Here is a 16,163-nt window from a genome sequence, read left to right as displayed (position 1 = left end):
CCTCTCCGGATCCGCAGATGCTTTTCACTTGATTGCAGACTGCAGTCTACTAATTGTAAGCGCAACCGCCCGCGCGGGGTTCCCGCCCGTGCCCGCGCCACTTTCACCTGACAGGACCCTCCCCATGTCGCAAGCACAAGCCACTGGCGCCACCGTGACACCAAGAACCTGGCTGATCACTGCCGTGCTCGCCCTCTTGTCGGTCTTCCCGCCGGTGGCGACCGACATGTACCTTTCCGCCATGGGAGACCTGGCCGATGCGCTGAACGCGACAGACGCGGCAACGGGGCTGTCGCTGTCGATCTTCTTCCTCGGGCTCTGCGTCGGGCAGCTCTTCATGGGGCCGCTCATCGACGGATACGGGCGCAAGCTGCCGCTGCTGGCGGGGGTTGCGCTCTTTACCGTCACCTCCGTCGCCCTTCTGCTGACCGACAACGTGATCGTCTTCAACACCCTGCGCTTCTTCCAGGCGATCGGCGCCTGTGCGGGCATGGTCGTCGGGCGCGCGGTGGTGTCCGACCTGTTCACCGGACGTGACGCGGCGAAGATGATGACGGTGCTGGTCCTGCTGATGACGATCGGCCCGATCCTGTCCCCCTTCATCGGCAGCCTGCTGCTGACCGGGTTCGGCTGGCGCTCGATCTTCTATGCCATGGTCGCGCTTGGCCTCGTGTCCCTGATCCTGACCCAGCTGAGCCTGCCCGAAACCCTGCCGCCGGAGCGTCGTGCCGCGACGCCCTTCCGCACCTCCTTTGCCCGCCTTGCCACGCTGCTGCGCCGACGCGCCTTCATCGTGCCCGCCCTTGTCGCCGCCTTCATCCAGGCGGCGATGTTTGCCTTCATCTCCGGATCGGCGGGCACCTTCCAGCAGGGCTTCGGCCTGTCCAGCCTGACCTACGGGTTGCTCTTCGGTTTCATCGCGGCGGCGCTGGTGATCTTCGGCAGGCTGAACTCCTGGCTCCTCAACCACCACGAGCCGCGCCGGATCCTGGCCGCGGGCCTGCCGCTGCTGGCGACCTCGGGCGCCCTGCTGGTCGCCGCCTCCGGCAGCGGAACGCTCTGGGTCGTCGTGGCCCCGCTGTGGATCGCCATCGGCCTGGTGGGCCTGCTGACCGCCAACGCCATGTCCATCACCATGGAAGGCAGTCCCGAAGGCGCCGGGATCGGGTCCGCCCTGCTGGGCGGGCTGCAGTTCGGCATCGCCTTCCTCGATTCCTCTGCCGTCTCGCTTGGCGGCGGTGGCGCGACGGCCCTGGGCCTGGGCATCCTGTTGCCCGCCCTCGCAGCCTGCCTGCTGTGGTTCGCCGCCGGCCCATCCGCCGCACGTTCGGAAGGCTGAGGCCCCTCCCGCCTGACGGTCATAGCTTCAAATCTGATCGCCCTGGCGGCGAACCCGAAAATTTGACGCGACATGGCGTCTCATCCGGATCTCCCCGCTTGGCTTCGCCGTGGACGGCAGTACCAAGAAGGTCAGGCGCTGCATTCCGCAGGCGCCGGCCTCTCTCCGGACTGCCAGATGACGATTGCAAACGAACTCCCCGCGCTCTCCAACTCGCTCTGGACCGCGACGTCCCGGGAACAGGTGGATTGCCCCGCCCTGATGGGCGAAGCGGAGGCCGACATCTGCATCATCGGCGGGGGCATCACCGGACTTTCGGCCGCCCTGCACGCGGCGGAGGCGGGCCTGTCGGTGCTGCTGCTGGAAAGCCAGGTGCCCGGCTGGGGCGCCTCGGGGCGCAACGGCGGGCAGGTCCTGCCCGGGCTGAAGGAAAACCCAAGGGAGGTCGAGGCCCGCTTCGGAGAGATGGGGCGCCGCATGATCGCCGCCGCAGGACAGGCACCACAGCAGGTCTTCGAACTGGTGGCGCGCCACGCGATCGACTGCGACCTGCGGCAGGAGGGCTGGATCAGCGCCGCCGTCGGATCCGGCCTGGCGGCCACGCGCGACCGCGCGCAGCAATGGCGTGATCGCGGCGCGGACGTGCGCGATCTTGATGCCGGCCAGGTGCGCGACATGCTGGGCGGCGGCAGCTATGCCGGCGCGCTCTGGGACATGCGGGCGGGCTGAACCCGCAGGCCTATGCCACCGGGCTGGCCCGGGCTGCTGCGGCGGCGGGCGTGCGCCTGCACGGGGACAGCCCCGTGGCATCGCTGAGGGCCATGAATGGCGGCTGGCAGGCCGAGACCCCCACCGGCAAGGTCACCGCAGGCGCCATCGCGCTTTGCACCAACGGCTATTCGGGCCCGCTGGACGAAAGGCTGCGCCGCAACGTCGTGCCCGTACGCTCCATCCAGATCGCCACCGATCCCCTGCCCGGCTCCCTGACGCCCGACATCCTGCCCGGTCGCCAGGTTGTCTCGGACACGCAGACGCACCTGCTCTACTACCGCCGGGATGCGGCGGACCGCTTTGTGATGGGGGGCGCCGGCGCCTATGACGAAGCAGGGCTGGAGCGCGCCTTTGCCCGGCTGAAGGGCCGCGCACAGGACCTCTTCCCGCAACTGGCGGGAACGCCCTGGCGCTTTGCCTGGGGCGGTTTCGTCGCGGTGACCGCCGATCACCTGCCACACCTCGCAGAGCCCGCGCCGGGCCTGCATGCCGCGCTCGGCTTCAACGGGCGCGGGGTGGCCATGGCCACCGCCATGGGCCAGCTGCTTGGCCGTCGCCTGACAGGCACCCCGGCAGAAGAGCTCGACTTCCCGACCCGCAACCTGCGCCCCTTCCCCTTCCATCGCTTCCATCGACAGGGCGTGAAGATGGTGCTGCTGATGGCGGCACTGCAGGACCACCTGCGCGTCAGCTGACCTGCCCCGCAGGGCTCCACCGGGCACCGCCGGGCCCAACAGCACCTTATGCACAAGCGCGGCCTTCCCCCCTGTCAGGGGCAGGCCACACCTGCGTCCTGCGCGCAGCAAGGCCCCTCCCGGCCCGCCCCTACCCGCCAGGCGGAACGGCACCCGGAACCGCTCGTTTTTCCGACAATGCATCGTATCCGGGCGCCAAAGCTGCGTTGCGATCCCCCGACAGATTGACAATCAATCATGAAAACCGAATATGAAAACGTTTTCATAGATCGAAAACCGTCCGTTTGGAGCAAATCGCATGACCGCCCCCAATCCCCGCCCCAGGATCACCGACGACCGGATCGCGCGGAACCTCCCCTCTTCGTGGGAGACGGATCCCCACCCCGGCGCCTCCGCGCCGAACGTGTTGCAGATCGTGCTGGATGATACCGGCTGGTCCGATTTCGGCTGCTTCGGCAGCCGGATCGAAACGCCCTCGATCGACGCCCTGGCAGCAGGCGGGCTGCGCTATACGAACTTCCATGTCACGCCGCTCTGCTCTCCGACCCGGGCCAGCCTGCATACGGGGCGCAATCACCACGATGTCGGCATGCGCTTCCTGGCGGCGCTGGATACCGGGTTCGAAAACTCCCGCGGGCGGGTCGATACCGCCATCCCGATGATCCCCGCGCGCCTGCGGGACCGGGGCTATGCCACCTACCTGGTCGGCAAATGGCACCTCGCGCCGAAGCACCACACCACCCCCGCCGGACCCTTCACCCATTGGCCGCTGGCCCGTGGCTACGACAGGTTCTTCGGCTTCATGGACGGCTGCACGGACCAGTACCTGCCGGAACTGGTGGAGGACAACAACACCCTCGGCCACAGCCTGACCGAGGGCGAGCATCTGAACACCTGCCTCGCCGATCGCGCGATCCGCATGCTGGCAGATCACGCCTCCTTCCGGGGCACGGCGCCTTTCCTGATGACCTTCGCCCCCGGCGCCACCCACGCACCGCTGCAGGCGCCGCTGGATCTGATCGAGAAGTACGTGCCTGTCTTCGCCAGCGGCTGGGATGCGGAACGCGACGCGCGCCTTGCCCGGCAAAAGGCCCTGGGCGTGGCGCCGGAAACCACCCGGCTGACGGAACGCAACCCCGGCGTGCCCGCCTGGGACGACCTGCCGGAAGAGGAGCGGCAGCTCTACATCCGTCAGCAGGCCGCCTATGCCGCCTTCCTGGAACATACCGACCGGGAGATTGGCCGGATCCTTGCGCACCTCGAAAAGCTCGGCCTGCGCGAAAATACCCTCGTCATGGTCTTTTCCGACAACGGCGCCAGCCGCGAGGGGATGCGCCACGGCGCGGTCGATATCCACGCCAACTACAGCGGCAAGCCGGAGCCGGTGGCGGATCAGATTGCACGGATCGACCGGATCGGCCTGGCGGACGGGCCGGCGCATTACCCCGAAGGCTGGGCCATGGCATCGAACACGCCCTTCCGCCGCTACAAGCAGCTGGTGGATCTGGGCGGCGTTCGCTCGCCCCTGGTCGTCAACTGGCCAGCGCGGGTGCCCGACCCGGGTCGCATTCGGACCGATTTCGTCCATGTGATCGACCTGGCCGCCACCGTGGCCGACCTGGGCGGCGCCAGCACCGAGGACATGGCCGGCCGCCCCATCACCGGTAGCCTCGAAGGTGACCCCGGCTATGCCCCCCGACATGCCCAGTACTGGGAGATGTTCGGCCACCGCGCCCTGTGGTTGGACGGCTGGAAGGCGGTCACCGAACATGTCACCGGCGCCCCCTACGAAGAGGATGTCTGGCGGCTTTACGATACCACCGCCGATTTCTCCGAAAGCACCGATCTGGCCGCCGATGAACCCGCCCGCCTGGATGCGATGATCCATGCCTGGATGGCCCAGGCAGAGGCGAACAACGTCTTCCCCCTCGACGACAGGCCGATGAAGCTTTTGCTGAACGAGGTCACCTCGCCCCAGCATATCAGCGCGCGGGAAACGCTCACCTTCTACCCCGAGATGAGCCATGTCACCTTCTCGACCGGGGTCGCCCATGTCTTCCGTCCCGTGGCACTGCGGGCGCATCTGCAGGGCCGCGAGGCCGGTCAGGACGGCATGCTCGTCAGCTGCGGCGGCGGGCACTCGGGCTACCTGCTCTACCTCGATGGGGATGAGCTGGTCTTCGAGCACGCCGCCCTTGGCAAATCGCGCCGCGTTTCGGCCCCCGTCCCCGCCTCCGCGCGGGAGCTGGGTTTCGATGTCCACCCCGATGGCGACGGCAGGAAGATCGTCCTGGTGGCGGACAGCGCGCCCCTGGCCGAACTAAGCGTGCCGGAGGCGATGCGCCACCTTTCCTTCTGGGGGCTCGACATCGGGCGCACCCGCGTGACCCCGATCAGCGACGCCCCCGCCACGGCCCGGACGCTGCCCGATGGCGTGCTGCAGTCCGTGACCCTGCGCTACCCGCGCCCCGAAACACCGCTGGAAACGGCGCAGATCCTCGCCCGCGAAGACTGACCCGCTTTCATCCTGCCCCCGACACGCAATCCGACAGGTCTTCCATGCGCACCGTATTCGTCCTTTTCGACAGCCTGAACCGGCAGGCCCTGCAAAGCTATGGCGGCCGCCAGATCGCGACGCCGAACTTTGATCGCCTGGCCGCCCGCGCGGTCCAGTTCAACAAACACTACGTCGGCTCCCTGCCCTGCATGCCCGCGCGCCGCGACATGCAGACGGGCCGGGTGAACTTCCTTCACCGCAACTGGGGCCCGCTCGAACCCTTCGACAACTCCCTGCCGGAGCTGATCGGCAAGAAGGGCGGTGGCTACAGCCACCTGATCACCGACCACTATCACTACTTCCACGACGGCGGCGCCACCTACCACACCCGCTTCAACAGCTACGAGGCGATGCGGGGCCAGTCCACCGACGACTGGAAGGCCGTCATCGACCCGCCGAAATCGGTGTTCGAGGCTTACCATCCCGCCCAGGTGCGCCCCTTCACCGACCACGACCGCATCAACCGGATGTACATCACGCAGGAACAGGATTTCACCTGCCCGCAGGTGTTCAAGCTGGCGGGCGAATTCCTCGACACGAACCACGAAAGCGACAACTGGTTCCTGCAGGTGGAAACCTTCGATCCGCACGAACCCTTCACCTCCCCCCCGCGGTTCAAGGACCCGTATCGCACCGACTACGACGGGCCGATCTTCGACTGGCCGATGTATGGCCGGGTGAAGGAAGGCGAAAAGGAGGTGGAAGAGGTGCAGGCCAACTATGCTGCCTCCGTCGCCATGTGCGACTGGTACCTGGGCCAGCTGATGGACAAGTTCGATGAACTGGGCCTGTGGGAAAACACCGCGCTGATCGTGACCACAGATCACGGCTTCCTGCTGGGCGAACATGACTGGTGGGGCAAGAACCTGGCGCCGGTCTACGAGCAGCTGTCCCACGTGCCGCTGTTCATCCACCACCCCGATCACGCCGACAAGGCCGGGCAGCAACGCGAGGCGCTGACCCAGGTCACCGACCTGATGCCGACGATCCTTGGCTGGCACGGGATCGACATCCCGGCCGAGGTCACGGGCCACCGCCTGGACCCCGTGCTGCAGGCAGATATCCCGCAGCGAGAGGTCGCGATCTTCGGTTACTTCGGCGCGGCGGTGAACGTCACCGACGGCAACCACGTCTACATGCGCTATCCGCTGGACCTGACCGCAGAGGGCCTCTTCGAATACACGTTGATGCCCACGGCCTTCGGCAACCGCTTCCCGCCTGAACGGCTGGCGGGGGCCCAGCTCGCCGGCAGCTTCGGCTTCACCAAGGGGTGCCCGGTGCTGAAGGTGCCCGTCCCGGGTCGCCCGGATGACAACAAGGTCCTGGCGATGACCGGCGGAAGGGGCTTTACCTACGAAGATGCGGAAACGCGCCTTTGGGACCTGCGCGCCGATCCGGCCCAGGACGTGCCTTCGTCCGACACCGGCGTGATCGCCCGGCTGACCGATGCGCTGATCGCCGAGATGACGCGCCATGACGCCCCCGTGGAGCAATACGCCCGGCTGGGCCTGCGGTGACAGCGGCCCGGTGAAGAGGCCGCCCCGGGCTGGGGCGGCACGGCTTGCCTCCGGGCACCCCACGCAGGGCCCGAACACCGCGCCGCCCCTGCCCATGATTTCAGCGCTTCCGAAACCTTCGTCGAAAACATCGAATTTTTCCGTGGCGACCTGAAAAACTGGATATGAAAACGTTTTCATTCACGGCAAATTGGCCAAGCAGACAGAAACCATGAGTCGGCAGCACACTGCCTGCTCCCCTCGCAACCAGACATCCGATCGACCCAGGCGCGCGCCCCAGCGGGATGGCAGACGCCAGACAGCAGACCAACAGGAAGGCCCCGATGAAACGACGTTCTCTTCTTTCCTCCACCATTGCCGCCGCGACCCTCGCCGCGCTTCCCTTCTCCGGTGCGGCCCTGGCCGATGACCTGACGCCGGTCAAGGTGCGCCTCGGGTTCATCTCGAATGTGCAGTACGGCGATTTCTACATCGCGGATACGGACGGCTACTTCGCCGATGCCGGCGTCCAGGTGGAACTGGTCCCGGGCGGCCCCGGCACCTCCCCCGCCGTGACGGAGCTGGCCGCCGGCCAGGTCGATGTCGCGATTTCGCCCTTCCTGTCCTTCGTCGACGCCGTGGCCCTGGGCAATGACTTCGTCACCATCGGGATCCACTTCCAGTCCTCGCCCCTCGGCGTGCTGTCGATGGCCGCCGACCCGATCAAGGGTCCCGAAGACATCGCCGGCGCCAGGATCCTGTCCCAGGGCAATGTGACCACCTCCAACCTGAAGGCCCTGCTGACGCTGCAGGGGCTCGACCCCGAAAGCATCGAGACGCTGCCCGCCGGCTTCTCCCCGGAACCGCTGATCGCAGGGGATGCCAAGGGCTACACCGGCTTCGGCACCAACCAGTACATCACCATGCAGGTCCTGGGATACGAGCCCGAGAAGGACTTCTTCTTCCGCAGCTTCGATGAAATGGGCCTGGCCAGCGTCTCGGACCTGCTGGTGGTGAAGCGGGAGTACCTGGAAGAAAACCGCGACATGCTGGTGAAATTCATGGTCGCCCTGATCAAGGCCCAGCAGGACATCGAGGAAAACCCCGACTACCAGGCAGAGCTTGCCGCCGACAAATATGGCGTCGACTATGGGCTGGATGTCGAACAGCAGAAGCTGCAAAGCCGCGCGCAGATCGCCTTCAGCCATCCGGGTGGCGCACCGGGATACGAGATCTACGGCATCGACATGGACAAGGTCATGGGCCCCGTCGTGGAAGCCACCAAAATCACCTCCGGCAAGGAAATGCCCGAGGGGCTGGCCACGCATTTCGATGCCTCCATCGTCGACGACGCCTGGGCGTTGCTCGACTAAATCTTACGACGGTAGAGTGAAATGACCGCAAAAACCGCCATCGACATCGCCTCTGTCACCAGGACCTTCACCCTGGACAACGGCGAACAACTGACCGCGCTTGGCGGTGTCGACCTGCAAATCGAAGAGGGCGAATTCGTCGCCCTCCTCGGCCCCTCCGGCTGCGGCAAGAGCACGATCCTGCGGCTCGTCGCGGCGCTGGACCAGCCGACCGAGGGCACGATTTCCATCGAGGGACGCGACCCCGCCGACCTGGCCCGTGCTCACCGCCTGGGCGTGGCCTTCCAGGATCACGCCCTGCTGCCCTGGCTGAACGTGCGCCAGAACGTGGGGCTGCCCTTCAAGATCGCGGGCCGTCCGGTGGATGCCGCGCGGGTCTCGGCCCTGATCGAACTGGTCGGGCTGAAGGGCTTCGAAAGCGCGCGGCCCAGCCAGCTTTCCGGCGGCATGCGGCAACGCGTGTCGATCGCCCGGGCCCTGGTGCTGCAACCGGACGTCCTGCTGCTGGACGAACCCTTCGGCGCGCTGGATGCGGTGACCCGCCGCCACATGAACGTGGAACTGCAACGGATCTGGGGCGAAAACCGCATCACCTCCCTGCTGGTAACCCACTCCGTCGAAGAGGCCCTGTTCCTGGCCGACCGCGTGATCGTCATGTCCGGCCGTCCCGGCCGCCTGGTGAAATCCCTCAAGGTGCCCTTCGCCCGCCCCCGCGCGCCCGAGGTGCAGCGCCTGCCCGAATTCCACGCACTGGCGGACGAGCTGACCCTCGCCCTGGAACCGGGAGGGCACTGAGATGGCCGCCTCTGCCTTCCTGCTGCAGCGCATCGGCCGGGAGAAGCTCCAGACCTGGACCTACGGCGCCATGGGGATCGTCCTGTTCCTGGCGGGATGGGAAGCGATCGGGCACTACCGGGTTTTCGGATCGACCTGGCCGCCCTTCTCCGACACCGTCGCCTATATCTTCGACGACAACCGGCGCGGGCTTTATCAGCGTGCGTGGAAAGCGACCCTGGCCAAGGCGTCGGGCGGGTACCTGCTGGGCACCTTCCTGGGGCTGGCCGTGGCGGCGCTGGTGCACAACATCCGGGTGCTGCGTCCCGGGCTGGACCGCCTGTCGAGCTTCCTGCACGCCATTCCCGCCATCGCCCTGGCACCGATCTTCATGGTGCTGCTCGATCGCGACTACGTCGGCATGGCGATTGCCACGCTGAACGTCTACTTCACCGTCTACATCGCAGCGACGTCGGGCCTGATGAACAGCACCCGCGCGCACCGGGATCTCTTCACCTCGCTCGGCGCGAACCGCTGGCGCCGGTTGATGAGCCTCGATCTGCCAGCCGCCCTGCCCCCGGTCGTGACCGGCCTGAAGACCGCCGTTTCCTCGGCCCTGATCGGGTCGCTGATCGGGGAATGGTTCGGGGCCTCGCGCGGGCTGGGCGTGCTGATGGTCAGCGCGATGCAGAACTACCAGATCACCCTACTCTGGGGTGCGGTCCTGATCGTCGCTTTCGTGTCGCTGCTGCTTTACGGCCTGTCGACCCTGCTGGAACGCCTTGTCTACGGACGGTTCACATGACCTCCAAATCCACCCCCCCCTCCCCCCGCCGCCTGACCCGCCTGCTCTCCTCCTACTGGGGCATCCTTGCCCTGCTGTTAGGCTGGCAGGCCTGGGTCACCCTGGGTGAACTGAACACCATCGTCATGCCACAGCCCCTGGACGTGGTGCGCGACCTGCTTGGCAACCTCGGGATCTACGCGGTGAACGGTGCGCAGACCCTGGCGATCGCCGTCACCGGGCTGATCCTGGGCCTGGCCTTCGGCACGCTGATCGCCGTGCTGGCCTGGACCTCCCGCCTGCTGAACGGGATGCTGGTGCCGGTCGCGCTGGTGCTGTCGTCCATCCCCGTGGTGGCGATGATCCCGATCCTGGCACGCCTGCTGGGCTATGACCTGAAGACGGTGCTGGCCATCGTGGTGGTGATCAGCTTCTTCCCGGCGCTGGTCTTCACCTCTGCCGGGCTGAAGGCGCTGCCGCCCGGCAGTTCGGACCTGTTCCAGGTCTTCGGCGCAGGCCGCTGGACCCGCTTCATGAACCTCGTTCTGCCCGCTGCCGTGCCCAGCTGGATGATCGCCTTCCGGCTGACCGCCCCGCCCGCGATCCTGGTCGCCATGGTGGCGGAATTCCTGATGTCCGCCGGCGGCCTGGGAGAGATGTTCCGCGACGCGGCGGACAATTTCGACATGGCCCGCGCCTTCGGCACCAGCCTTGTCGCGACCCTCGTCTCCGTCGCCAGCTTCCTTGGCGCCAGCTGGGCGGAAACAAGGGTGAAAGCCCGCTGGAGCTGACGCACAGCCAAGGCACAACCGCTGGCGGAGCCTATTCCGCCGGCGGCTCCACGGTCGAGCCGCGCTCGATCAGCAGCCCGTCCAGGTAGGTCACCGGCTGCGCCTTTTCCTTCTCGAACAATCGGTCGAAGACATTGCGCGCCAGCTCTGCCACCGGGATGGCCAGCGTGGTCAGCTCCGGGTGGAATTCCGTGGCCTGGGGCAGCTCCTCGGAACACAGGATCGCCATCTCGCGCGGCACCTGCAGGCCCAGGTCGAACGCCGCCAGCATCGCCCCGACCGCCATCCGCGTCGTCTGGGTGATCACCCCCAGCCGCCGCCCCGCTTCGGGCACGAAGGAGGGATGCGCCGCCAGGTGATCCTTGATCGCCTGCCGGCTCCGCTCCACCTGGAAATTCCCTTCGAGGATCGCGGCGGTGCGCGCATCGCGACCGCTGGCCTCCACCGCCTGCAGAAAACCCCGGCTGCCCACCCGCGAAAGCGAAGCCCCCGGCCCCCCGGTGACGAACAGCAAGGGCCCCACGCCCAGACCGTCCATGTAATCCGCCGCGCGGATGGTCAGCTTGTCGAACTCCGGCAGGACCGCGGGAACGGCCGGATCGACGATCTGGGAATTGGTGATGATGCTGATCCCGCGCCCCCGTGCTGCGGCCATGGCCTCCCGCACGTCGGGACGATCCAGGTCGTTGGCGATCGCGATGATGACACCGCTCGCCTCGCTGCTGCGCAGTTCGGACAGCACCTTGATCAGCCGTTCGACACTCTGGTCCAGGTCATGCAGCACGACACGGTAGCCCCGCGCCTCGCCCTCCCGGTTGACGGCCTTGGCAAAGGTCCCGTGGAACGGCCCGGAGATGTCCCCGACCAGCAGGGCGATGCTTTTCACATGGCCCGACCGCAGGCCCTGCGCCAGGGCATTCTGCGAATAGTTCAGCTCCCGCATCACCGCGAAGACCCGCTCCCGGGTTTCCTTCTGCACTTTCTCGGGCTGGTTGATCACCCGCGACACGGTCGTGATCGAGACCTTGGCCACGCGGGCGACATCCGTAATTGTGGCCAAGTTTCAGTCTCCTGAGGCTCCGGTCTTCGCCGGGTCGCGGCGAAACTGCCATGGTTTCCGCCGCTTGTGTAGTGCCGACCGGCCCCTGTGTCAGGCCCCCGCACCCCGACCCCGGGAAACAGCCGCTTTGCGGTGCAGTTTCGGTCACATGATCGCCGTGGAAGAGATGCCGCAACAGCTCCCCCGACATTGCGTTGCAGCCATATTGCCTCGCCCAAAAGGATATGCAAACGTTTTCATCGACGATTTGAGCGCCCATGCGCTCCGAATGACAAGGCGGCCCCAGCCGCCGCAAGGCAGGAGCGGCCCGTGCCCAAGAAACCCAACATCCTGGTCTTCCAGACCGACGACCACGCCCGCTGGGCCCTGCCCTGCTATGGCGGCACGGCCTATGCGGCGCCCACGCTGGACGCCCTGGCAGCCCGCGGCGTGGTGATGGAGAACGCCTATACCCCGACCCCTGTCTGCTCCCCCGCGCGGGCCTCTTTCTTCACCGGGTTGATGCCGTCGCAGCACGGGGTGCGCGACTTCATTTCCTCCCGCCCGCCGTTCCAGGATCGTGACTGGCTCGCCGGGATCGACACCCTGCCGCAGGCGCTTGGCCGGGCGGGCTATACCTGCGGGCTGTCGGGCAAATGGCACATCGGCCGGGACTGGCTGCCCGCCGCGGGGTTCGACCACTGGCACGCCCTCAGCGGGGCCTTCCCGATCCATCACGACGGCACCCACGAGCTGAGCGTGAACGGAGAGATCACCACCCGCGACGGGGTGCTGTCGGAGGTCATCACCGATGGCGCACTGACCTTCCTCGACCAGCGCGACCCCGATGCGCCCTTCTTCCTCTACGTCGGCTACTACGCCACCCACTCGCCCTGGGCCGGCCACGCGGACCGCTACCTGCCCGGGGATGACGAGGATCCCGCCCCTCCCGCCACCGACCTGCCGGAGGGCTACGCGCTGCTGAATGTCGAGCTGCGAGATGCCGATGCCGCCGCCGCCCGGGCGGCCCGGCGCCAGTACCGCGCCGCCGTGGCGGAGATCGACGCCGGGGTCAAACGCCTCCTCGAGGCGCTGCCCAGGGACGAGGAAACGATCATCGTCTACACCTCCGACCATGGGCTATCCCTCGGACAACATGGCATTTTCGGCAAGGGCAACGGCACCTGGCCCCAGAACCTCTTCGATGAGAACATCCGCATTCCGATGATCCTGTCCTGGCCCGGCCGCTGGCCGGAGGGCCAGCGCAACGAGGCCCTGTGCGACCACACCGACCTGCATGCGCTGCTGCGGGATGCGGCGGGCCTGGGCCCTGCCCGTGACGCCCATTTGCGCCCTGGCCGCAACCCCCTGGAGGCCCCGCCGAAGCCCTTCCAGATCTGCGAATATGGCCCCCTGGCACGGATGATCGCAGAGGGCGAAACCACCGAATGGCGCCGGGGCGGCCCGGCGCCGCAGCCCTCTGCCGCCGCGCGGATGCAGGGTTTCTACGACGCGCTGGAAAGCCAGCCCGCCTGGGACTGGGCACCGCCCGAGGGCTATGCCTTCAACCCCACGGATGCCTGGCTGCCGCCCCGGAAATGAGCGAAAGCCACGCCCGCGAGGGCCGCCGGAGGGCGGCCCGAAACGGGTGGTATTCCCAATACGCGGTTCTTTTGCGAAGTGCCTGAAAAGGCCCAAACTAAACGTCGGTATTACGTCGGTATCGCAGCAGTATCGCGACGGTGCGGATCCCGCCCCCCACCGGGGCATCTGGGCCCCGGCGAAAGCCCCCTGGCGACAGGAGCACGCGGCCCGTAGGGTGGATGCCAATCCACCATTCGCCCCGATCTGGCCACCCCGCCCACCCCGGATACGGCGCAAAGACGTCGGTATAACCCCGGCGAATATCACATCGAAAAGTTTGCCTTTGAACTACTGCCCCTGCCTTCCGATAAACCTGCCCACAGGTCACCGGATCGAGGAACACCCATTGGACCATCCAGCCCCCGCCCAGCCTACCGCCCAATCCAGGCCGCCCAGCTACGAGATCGTCGCGACGCTGGCCCGCTACATCACCGACGCGCGGGGGGCCGCGCTGCCGCCTGCGGCCCGGGATGCCGCGCTGCAGTGCCTGTTCGACCTCGTCGGGGCCGCTGCCGTCGGGATCAGCGATCCGGGCCCGGCTGCCCTTCGGCGGGCAGCAGAGCAGCTTTACGGCACGGGGTCTGCAACGATCTGGTTCACCGGCCAGAGCAGCAGCGCCACGGGAGCGGCCTGGGCCAACAGCTCCGCCGCGGCGGCCAGGGACCTGGACGACGGCAACCGCCATGCCGCCGGGCACCCGGGCGCGGCGATCATTCCGGCGGCCCTGGCCACCGCGCAGGAGGTCGGCGCCACGCTGGATCAGACCCTGGCCGCCATCGTCATCGGCTACGAGGTCGGCGTCACCGTCGGCGCCGCGCGCACGACCTACGGCAGTTCCGGCACCTGGACCCCCTTCGGCGTGGTGGCGGCGGTGGCGGCCCTGCGCGGGACCTCTCGGGCAGCCATCGAGCACGCACTGGCCATCGTCGGTGAAAGCGCCCCGAACCAGAGCTTTGCCGGGGGTCCCGCGCCACGCATCCCCCATCCGGAGGGCGCGGCGGTGAAGGAGGGCATCCCCTGGGGTGTCGTCACCGGCATGACCGCCGTCATCATGGCGGAGGCCGGGCATACCGGCCCGCGCAACATCCTGGACAGCCGGCGCCACTACGTCTTTCCCGGGGATCTGCACCTGGGCGCGGCCCTGCACATTTGCCAGACCTACATCAAGCCCTATGCCTGCTGTCGTCACATCCACGCCCCGCTGGCCGCCCTGCATCAGGTCATGGCCGACCACGGGATCAGCGGTGCGGAGATCGACGCGATCCATGTCGAAACCCACGCGCCCGCCCTGCGCATTTCCAACAAGGCGGATCCGGAAAACCTGATCGACGTGCAGTACAGCATCCCCTTCGACCTGGCCCTTTCGGCGCTGCACGGGCCGGAGATGCTGACCCCGGTGACCGAAAGCGCCCTGACCCTGCCGGGTGTGAGGGAGCTGGCGCGGAAGGTCACGCTGGAACGGAACGAAGAGTTTGCCGCAGCCTACCCGCAGGAGATCCTGGGCCGCGTGACCCTGACCTGCGGCGACCGCGTGCTGCGCTCTGCCCCGACCCCGCCCGAGGGGGAGCCGCTGATGAGCTGGGAGGCGCTGGAGGCCAAGTTCCGGCAGGCGACCCGGCTGGTGCTGACGGCCGGGCGGCAGCAGGCGATCCGCGGGGCCATTGATGCCCTTGACCGCGGGGAGATGGCCCCGCTGCTGGACCAGCTGGCCACGCCCATCTGACGCGGCCACCCCATCTGACGCGGACACCCCCGACCTGACGCAAACACCGCGCCCTGCCCTGCGGGGCGCGGTGCCTCAGGCCAGGTCTTTCAGGCCAGCCCCCTCAACCCAGGCCCAGTTGCCGCCGCAGCCCTTCGGCCCCATCGGCCGGCAGGAGGTCGTTCAGCGCGGCATAGTCGCGGCCATGGCAGGCCCCGAGGATCGCGATGCCGCTGGCATGCAGCGGCGCGGGCACGCCCGCCATCCCCGCCAGCAGGACCAGCGGCACCAGGCCGAAGGGGACGTCTTCGGTGATGTAGCGGGTTTCCGGATCGACCGGGCCCAGCGGATCGGTTCCGGCCGCGACACGGGCGCTGAACACCGCCTCCAGCCCGCCCGCCGCGCCATCGGCCTGCGGCCGGACGCTGCGCCCGAAGCCGCGCGCGATCGCCAGCCGTTCGGCATCCAGCCCTTCAAGGAACCGCGCGACCGAAGGCGTCATCAGGGAGTTCTGATGCCAGCTTTCCCCGGTCTCGATCCGGGTCAGGTTGCACAGGGCCATGGCCAGGTGGGTCTGCGGGTTGAGATTGCCGAGCGCATTGTCCAGCAGATCGCCCCCATCGCGGAACCGGTCCCCGAAGAGCGCCCGGCACAGCGCCAGCGCGCCCGCCATGTCGCCTGCCATATCTCCCCCCGGCAGGGTGCAGACATCGACCTGCTTTCGCAGCGCACCGACGCGGATCGCAGGCGGTTCGGGGCTCTTGCAGGTCATGGCGGTGGTGTTCCAGCAGATCACCGGCAGCTCCAGCCCCCGCGCCTGCAGCGCCTGGCCGAGGTAGAGCGCGGCGAAGGAGAGGTGGGCGCTGATGATGATGCTCTGCCCCGCGCGCAGATGCGGCAGCAGCGCGTCCAGCACCGCGCGGTGGCCGGTGGCCGGCAGGGCCAGGATGATGACCTCTGCCCGGGCGAGAGATGCGATATCGGGGGCCAGGTCGGGCGTGAAACGGCCCTCGACCGCGCCGGAGACGACAAGCGGGCCGCGCAGCCCGTCCACCGACCCGCCGCGCGGGGACCACATGCGGGGGCTGTGCCCGGCGTTGGAGAGATAGGCGAAATAGGCGCGCGCGATATTGCCCGCGCCGATGATACCGACGTTCATGGGGTGTCCTTCATGTGCCTGCGCCGCCCCCGGGGGAGC

The 16,163-nt window shown here is 67.8% G+C and carries 11 protein-coding genes and 1 pseudogene; 10 read left to right on the top strand and 2 right to left on the bottom strand.

What is annotated here, in order from left to right; all coding sequences use genetic code 11:
- The first annotated feature begins 124 nt into the window (after nt 1–124).
- From AC2IR1_RS06365 to AC2IR1_RS06330, 8 genes and pseudogenes are all read left to right on the top strand, one after another.
- Nucleotides 125–1,339 (top strand): multidrug effflux MFS transporter, encoded by a 1,215-nt coding sequence (locus AC2IR1_RS06365; RefSeq protein WP_486475444.1) that lies wholly within the window; start codon nt 125–127, stop codon nt 1,337–1,339.
- A gap of 72 nt (nt 1,340–1,411) precedes the next feature.
- Nucleotides 1,412–2,805: pseudogene (locus AC2IR1_RS06360) on the top strand (NAD(P)/FAD-dependent oxidoreductase).
- A 298-nt stretch (nt 2,806–3,103) separates the two neighbouring features.
- A complete protein-coding gene (locus tag AC2IR1_RS06355) occupies nt 3,104–5,320 on the top strand; it encodes an arylsulfatase (protein ID WP_486475443.1) in 2,217 nt (738 codons plus the stop codon).
- 44 nt (nt 5,321–5,364) lie between these two features.
- Nucleotides 5,365–6,879, top strand: coding sequence for a sulfatase (locus AC2IR1_RS06350; RefSeq protein WP_486475442.1), 1,515 nt, complete (start codon nt 5,365–5,367; stop codon nt 6,877–6,879).
- A gap of 323 nt (nt 6,880–7,202) precedes the next feature.
- Entirely contained in the window at nt 7,203–8,231 is a 1,029-nt protein-coding gene (locus AC2IR1_RS06345) for an ABC transporter substrate-binding protein (protein WP_486475441.1), read from the top strand.
- Between the two features lie 21 nt (nt 8,232–8,252).
- The gene (locus AC2IR1_RS06340) at nt 8,253–9,026 is read left to right on the top strand and encodes an ABC transporter ATP-binding protein (RefSeq protein ID WP_486475440.1); all 774 of its coding nucleotides are present in this window, start codon (nt 8,253–8,255) and stop codon (nt 9,024–9,026) included.
- 1 nt (nt 9,027) lies between these two features.
- Nucleotides 9,028–9,810, top strand: a complete 783-nt coding sequence (locus tag AC2IR1_RS06335; RefSeq protein WP_486475439.1) for an ABC transporter permease — start codon at nt 9,028–9,030, stop codon at nt 9,808–9,810.
- Nucleotides 9,807–10,580, top strand: a complete 774-nt coding sequence (locus tag AC2IR1_RS06330) for an ABC transporter permease (RefSeq protein WP_486475438.1) — start codon at nt 9,807–9,809, stop codon at nt 10,578–10,580. The genes AC2IR1_RS06335 and AC2IR1_RS06330 overlap by 4 nt, the downstream gene beginning before the upstream one ends.
- A gap of 31 nt (nt 10,581–10,611) precedes the next feature.
- Here AC2IR1_RS06330 and AC2IR1_RS06325 read toward each other — a convergent pair whose 3' ends face one another.
- The gene (locus AC2IR1_RS06325) at nt 10,612–11,640 is read right to left on the bottom strand and encodes a LacI family DNA-binding transcriptional regulator (protein ID WP_486475437.1); all 1,029 of its coding nucleotides are present in this window, start codon (nt 11,638–11,640) and stop codon (nt 10,612–10,614) included.
- A gap of 309 nt (nt 11,641–11,949) precedes the next feature.
- Between AC2IR1_RS06325 and AC2IR1_RS06320 the strand changes: the two genes are divergently transcribed.
- Entirely contained in the window at nt 11,950–13,221 is a 1,272-nt protein-coding gene (locus tag AC2IR1_RS06320; RefSeq protein ID WP_486475436.1) for a sulfatase-like hydrolase/transferase, read from the top strand.
- A 388-nt stretch (nt 13,222–13,609) separates the two neighbouring features.
- A complete protein-coding gene (locus tag AC2IR1_RS06315; protein WP_486475435.1) occupies nt 13,610–14,986 on the top strand; it encodes an MmgE/PrpD family protein in 1,377 nt (458 codons plus the stop codon).
- A 103-nt stretch (nt 14,987–15,089) separates the two neighbouring features.
- Here AC2IR1_RS06315 and AC2IR1_RS06310 read toward each other — a convergent pair whose 3' ends face one another.
- Entirely contained in the window at nt 15,090–16,124 is a 1,035-nt protein-coding gene (locus tag AC2IR1_RS06310) for an NAD/NADP octopine/nopaline dehydrogenase family protein (protein ID WP_486475434.1), read from the bottom strand.
- Nucleotides 16,125–16,163: the final 39 nt, after the last annotated feature.

This window comes from Pseudooceanicola sp. NS-SX8 (assembly GCF_057380755.1).
The sequence above is the reverse complement of the archived record's forward strand: the minus strand, read 5'-3'. Positions and strand labels throughout refer to the sequence as shown.